Here is a 6026-nt window from a genome sequence, read left to right on the forward strand (position 1 = left end):
ACGACTGTAAGAGCACCGAATCCGCACCGTGTAAATCCGATGATGCGGTGGGCGGTAACGCCATGGCGGTGGCCAGCCTGGAGCTGATTACCCCGACGCCGTTTATTAGTGACAAATATGCGAACTCGGTCCGGACTTCCGTCTTCTGGGATATGGGTACCGTATGGGATACTCACTGGGATTCGAGCGCGTACGCTGGATATCCGGATTACAGCGATCCGAGCAACATCCGTATGTCTGCGGGTATTGCCGTGCAGTGGATGTCGCCGTTGGGGCCGTTGGTCTTCTCCTACGCCCAACCGTTCAAAAAGTACGATGGAGACAAAGCCGAACAGTTCCAGTTTAACATTGGTAAAACCTGGTAATTGTTGGCGGCAACGGAATGCAAGTGCAGTATAGCGCTGACCGTAGGCGATAACGCGTTTATCGCCTCGCCACGCAAATAACGGTACCCCTGGGTACTCATGGGATGGTAAGGAGTTTATTGTGAAAAAGTGGTTATTAGCTGCAGGTCTGGGTTTGGCAATGGTAACTTCCGCTCAGGCGGCAGATAAAATTGCCCTGGTGAACATGAACAGCCTGTTCCAACAGGTTGCCCAGAAAACTGGCGTTTCCAACACGCTGGAAAACGAGTTCAAAGGCCGCGCTAGCGAACTGCAGCGTATGGAAGGCGACCTGCAGTCCAAAATGCAGCGTCTGCAGTCCATGAAGCCGGGCGCCGATCGTACCAAACTGGAAAAAGACGTGATGGCACAGCGCCAGACCTTCTCCCAGAAAGCGCAGGCGTTTGAACAGGATCGCGCACGTCGTTCCAACGAAGAGCGTGGCAAACTGGTTACCCGTATCCAGACTGCCGTACAGAGCGTAGCGAAAGATCAGAGCATCGATCTGGTGGTTGACGCGAATGCCGTTGCATATAACAGCAGCGATGTAAAAGACATCACCGCTGATGTGCTGAAACAGGTTAAATAAGTAATGCCTTCAATTCGACTGGCTGATCTCGCGCAGCAGTTGGATGCAGAATTACACGGTGATGGCGATATCGTCATCACCGGCGTTGCGTCCATGCAGAGCGCGAAAACGGGCCAAATCACTTTCATGGTCAACCCTAAGTACCGTGAGCACCTGGCCGCTTGCCAGGCTTCTGCCGTTGTGATGACGCAGGATGATTTACCTTTTGCCCATAGCGCCGCGNTGGTAGTGCGTAACCCCTACCTGACCTACGCGCGCATGGCTCAAATTCTGGATACCACGCCGCAGCCGGCTGAGGATATCGCGCCGAGCGCGGTCATCGATCCGTCGGCGAAGCTGGGTAGCAACGTTGCCATCGGCGCCAACGCGGTTATCGAATCCGGCGTAGTGCTGGGCGATAACGTAGTTATCGGCGCAGGCTGCTTCGTTGGGAAAAATACGAAAATAGGCGCCGGCTCGCGTTTGTGGGCTAATGTGACCGTTTACCATGAGATTGAGATCGGCGAGAATTGCCTGATTCAGTCCAGCACGGTGATTGGCGCGGATGGCTTCGGCTACGCTAACGATCGCGGTAACTGGGTAAAGATCCCGCAGCTGGGTCGCGTCATTATTGGCGATCGCGTGGAGATTGGCGCCTGCACCACGATTGACCGTGGTGCGCTGGACGATACCGTGATTGGCAACGGGGTTATCATTGATAACCAGTGCCAGATTGCGCATAACGTGGTGATTGGCGACAATACCGCGGTCGCTGGCGGCGTTATCATGGCGGGCAGCCTGAAAATTGGCCGCTACTGCATGATTGGCGGCGCCAGCGTGATTAACGGCCATATGGAAATCTGCGATAAGGTCACCGTCACGGGGATGGGGATGGTGATGCGTCCTATCAGCGAACCTGGCGTATATTCCTCCGGTATTCCGCTGCAGCCGAACAAGGCGTGGCGTAAAACCGCTGCGCTGGTGATGAATATCGACGAGATGAGCAAGCGCCTGAAAGCGATTGAGCGCAAGGTTAATCAACAAGACTAATTCATCATTTGGTCACATGACATTTCCGGCCTGTTGCATTCGCTAAAAGATTGCCGCAGGCCGTGTTATTATTGCCTTTTAGTACATTTAGACAGGAAGAGTATTTTGACTACTGACACTCATACTCTGCACATTGAAGAGATTCTGGAACTTCTGCCTCACCGTTACCCGTTCCTGCTGGTAGACCGCGTGCTGGATTTTGAAGAAGGTCGTTTTCTGCGCGCAGTAAAAAATGTTTCTGTAAACGAGCCGTTTTTCCAGGGGCACTTCCCTGGTAAGCCGATTTTGCCGGGCGTCCTGATTCTGGAAGCAATGGCGCAAGCCACCGGGATTCTGGCGTTCAAAAGCGTCGGAAAACTGGAACCAGGCGAGCTGTACTACTTCGCGGGTATCGATGAAGCACGCTTCAAACGCCCGGTAGTACCAGGCGATCAGATGATTATGGAAGTCACTTTCGAGAAAACCCGCCGCGGCCTGACCCGTTTCAAAGGCGTTGCGCTGGTTGACGGTAAAGTGGTTTGCGAAGCGACGATGATGTGTGCGCGTAGCCGGGAGGCCTGATACGTGATTGATAAAACCGCTTTTGTTCATCCTACCGCCATTGTAGAAGAAGGCGCCGTGATTGGCGCTAACGTCCACATTGGTCCGTTTTGTATTGTTGGCGCTAACGTCGAAATCGGCGAAGGCACCGTGCTGAAGTCTCACGTTGTCGTTAACGGCCACACCAAAATCGGCCGTGACAATGAGATCTATCAGTTCGCTTCCATCGGCGAAGTTAACCAGGATCTGAAATATGCTGGCGAACCGACCCGGGTGGAAATTGGCGATCGCAACCGCATTCGCGAAAGCGTCACCATTCATCGCGGCACAGTACAGGGCGGTGGATTAACAAAGGTGGGCAACGATAACCTGCTGATGATCAACGCCCACGTGGCGCACGATTGTACGCTTGGCGATCGCTGCATTCTGGCCAATAACGCGACGCTCGCGGGCCATGTTTCGCTGGATGATTATGTCATTATCGGCGGCATGACGGCGGTGCATCAGTTCTGCGTCATTGGCTCACACGTTATGGTTGGCGGCTGCTCCGGCGTGGCGCAGGACGTTCCGCCGTTCGTAATTGCCCAGGGCAACCATGCGACGCCGTTCGGCGTTAACATCGAAGGGCTGAAACGCCGCGGCTTCAGCCGGGAAGCAATCACCGCGATCCGCAACGCGTATAAACTGCTGTACCGCAGCGGCAAAACGCTGGAAGAAGCCAAGCCGGAAATCGCCGAACTGGCTGCTCAGCATCCTGAGGTTCAGCCGTTTGTCGATTTCTTCGCTCGTTCTACCCGCGGCTTGATTCGTTAATGGCTGAACAGCGTCCCCTGACGATTGCCCTGGTCGCCGGAGAAACCTCCGGCGATATTCTAGGCGCTGGTCTCATCCGCGCGCTTAAAGCACGCATCCCGAATGCGCGCTTTGTCGGCGTGGCGGGGCCGCTAATGCAGGCGGAAGGGTGCGAAGCCTGGTATGAAATGGAAGAGCTGGCGGTGATGGGCATTGTTGAAGTGCTCGGTCGCCTGCGTCGCTTACTCCATATTCGCGCCGATTTGACCCGCCGCTTCGGCGAGCTGCGTCCCGATGTCTTCGTCGGCATCGACGCCCCTGACTTTAATATCACCCTCGAAGGAAATCTGAAAAAGCAGGGCATCAAAACCATTCACTACGTCAGCCCGTCGGTCTGGGCCTGGCGACAAAAACGCGTTTTCAAAATCGGCAGATCCACCGATCTGGTGCTGGCCTTTCTGCCTTTCGAAAAGGCGTTTTATGACAAATTTAACGTCCCCTGCCGCTTTATCGGTCATACCATGGCGGATGCGATGCCGCTGGATCCTGACAAAGGCGCTGCGCGCGACCGGTTAGGGATCCCGCACAGCGTGCGCTGCCTCGCTCTGCTACCCGGCAGCCGCGGCGCGGAAGTCGAAATGCTTAGCGCCGACTTCCTGAAAACCGCGCAGCTTCTGCGCACCACCTATCCCGATCTGCAGGTGGTGGTGCCGCTGGTTAATGCTAAACGGCGGGAGCAGTTTGAGCGTATTAAAGCTGAGACGGCGCCGGATATGATCGTGCATATGCTGGACGGTCAGGCGCGCGATGCAATGATCGCCAGCGACGCCGCGCTGCTGGCCTCCGGGACGGCAGCGCTGGAGTGTATGCTGGCGAAATGCCCGATGGTGGTTGGCTACCGGATGAAGCCGTTCACCTTCTGGCTGGCGAAGCGGTTGGTAAAAACCGACTACGTCTCGTTACCGAACCTGCTGGCCGGTCGCGAACTGGTTAAAGAGCTGCTGCAGGATGAGTGCGAGCCCCAGGCGCTGGCAGCCGCTCTGCAGCCGCTGCTGGCCGATGGCAAAACCAGCCATGAGATGCATGAGACGTTCCGCGCCCTGCATCAGCAGATCCGCTGCAACGCCGATGAGCAGGCGGCGGACGCCGTACTGGAGTTAGCAAAACAATGATGGAGTTCGTCTATCCGCATACCCATCTGGTTGCCGGCGTCGATGAGGTCGGGCGTGGCCCCCTGGTTGGCGCGGTGGTGACCGCGGCGGTGATCCTCGATCCGGCGAAGCCGATTGTGGGTCTGAATGATTCCAAAAAACTCAGCGAGAAGCGTCGTCTGGCGCTGTTCGATGAGATTAAAGAGAAAGCGCTGTGCTGGAGCCTGGGGCGCGCCGAGCCGCACGAAATCGACGAGCTGAATATTCTGCATGCCACTATGCTGGCGATGCAGCGCGCCGTCGCCGGCCTGAGCATTGTTCCTGAGTTTGTCCTGATCGATGGCAACCGCTGTCCGTCGCTACCGATGCCCTCCCAGGCGGTGGTGAAAGGCGACAGCCGGGTGGCAGAAATCAGCGCAGCGTCTATTCTGGCAAAAGTCACTCGTGACGCCGAAATGGCCACGCTGGACCTCGCATTTCCCCACTACGGATTTGCCCAGCATAAAGGCTATCCCACCGCTGTTCACCTGCAGAAGCTGCAGGAACACGGCGCAACAGAGCATCACCGGCGCAGTTTTGGCCCGGTGAAGCGTGCCCTGGGCCTGGCGTCCAACTAAGTCACCGGGATCTTAAGATGGCTGAACCACGTTTCGTACACCTGCGGGTGCACAGCGACTATTCCATGATCGATGGGCTGGCGAAGACCGGGCCGCTGGTGAAGAAGGCGGCCTCGCTTGGCATGCCAGCGCTGGCGATCACTGATTTCACTAACCTGTGTGGGCTGGTGAAGTTCTACGGGACGGGACACGGCGCGGGGATTAAGCCGATCGTCGGCGCCGACTTTCACGTGCAGTGCGACCTGCTCGGCGATGAGTTTACCGAACTGACGGTGCTGGCGGCGAATAACACCGGCTACCAGAACCTGACGCTGCTGATTTCCCGTGCCTATCAGCGCGGCTACGGCGCCCTGGGGCCGTGGATCGATCGCGACTGGCTGGTGGAACATCAGGAAGGGCTGATTCTGCTCTCCGGCGGCCGTAAAGGTGACGTCGGCGTCAGCCTGATCCGCGGCAATATGCCGCTGGTGGAACAGTGCGTCGCTTTCTATGAAGAGCATTTCCCTGACCGCTATTTTCTGGAGCTGATCCGTACCGGTCGTCAGGATGAAGAGAGCTATCTCCATGCCGCCGTGGCGCTGGCGGAAGCGCGCGGCCTGCCGGTGGTGGCGACCAACGATGTCCGCTTCCTTGAAACCGGCGACTTCGACGCCCACGAAATCCGCGTCGCCATTCACGACGGCTTCACGCTCGACGATCCGAAACGGCCGCGTAACTACTCGCCGCAGCAATATATGCGCAGTGAGGAGGAGATGTGCGAGCTGTTCGCCGACATCCCGGAAGCGCTGGCAAACAGCGTAGAAATCGCCAAGCGCTGCAACGTCACCGTGCGGCTTGGCGAATATTTCCTGCCGCAGTTCCCGACGGGCGATATGACCACCGAAGATTTCCTGGTCATGAAATCGAAAGAGGGTCTGGAAGAGCG

The 6026-nt window shown here is 57.0% G+C and carries 8 protein-coding genes (1 of these 8 cut by a window edge); all 8 read left to right on the forward strand.

Annotated elements, in window-relative coordinates:
• Nucleotides 1-365: part of a BamA/TamA family outer membrane protein coding region (locus VZP09_RS01020; RefSeq protein WP_328794842.1), annotated on the forward strand (this coding region is incomplete at its 5' end). The annotated region extends 7 nt beyond the left edge of the window; the window shows 365 of its 372 annotated nt.
• A gap of 121 nt (nt 366-486) precedes the next feature.
• Nucleotides 487-972, forward strand: a complete 486-nt coding sequence (gene skp / locus VZP09_RS01025) for a molecular chaperone Skp (protein ID WP_002889325.1) — start codon at nt 487-489, stop codon at nt 970-972.
• Between the two features lie 3 nt (nt 973-975).
• Entirely contained in the window at nt 976-2001 is a 1026-nt protein-coding gene (gene lpxD / locus VZP09_RS01030) for a UDP-3-O-(3-hydroxymyristoyl)glucosamine N-acyltransferase (protein WP_328794843.1), read from the forward strand.
• A gap of 105 nt (nt 2002-2106) precedes the next feature.
• Nucleotides 2107-2562, forward strand: coding sequence for a 3-hydroxyacyl-ACP dehydratase FabZ (gene fabZ, locus VZP09_RS01035; protein ID WP_004145858.1), 456 nt, complete (start codon nt 2107-2109; stop codon nt 2560-2562).
• A gap of 3 nt (nt 2563-2565) precedes the next feature.
• Nucleotides 2566-3354, forward strand: coding sequence for an acyl-ACP--UDP-N-acetylglucosamine O-acyltransferase (lpxA, locus tag VZP09_RS01040; RefSeq protein ID WP_004178647.1), 789 nt, complete (start codon nt 2566-2568; stop codon nt 3352-3354).
• Nucleotides 3354-4505: a lipid-A-disaccharide synthase gene (gene lpxB, locus VZP09_RS01045; protein ID WP_004177355.1), complete on the forward strand. Its 1152-nt coding sequence runs from the start codon at nt 3354-3356 to the stop codon at nt 4503-4505. Before lpxA ends, lpxB begins: the two co-directional genes overlap by 1 nt.
• Nucleotides 4502-5101, forward strand: coding sequence for a ribonuclease HII (gene rnhB, locus VZP09_RS01050; protein ID WP_002889376.1), 600 nt, complete (start codon nt 4502-4504; stop codon nt 5099-5101). Before lpxB ends, rnhB begins: the two co-directional genes overlap by 4 nt.
• A gap of 17 nt (nt 5102-5118) precedes the next feature.
• The coding region (locus VZP09_RS01055) for a PHP domain-containing protein (RefSeq protein WP_328794844.1) at nt 5119-6026 on the forward strand (908 nt) is incomplete at its 3' end.

The organism is Klebsiella sp. EMBS2024 (assembly GCF_036233805.1).
Classification (GTDB): domain Bacteria; phylum Pseudomonadota; class Gammaproteobacteria; order Enterobacterales; family Enterobacteriaceae; genus Klebsiella; species Klebsiella pneumoniae.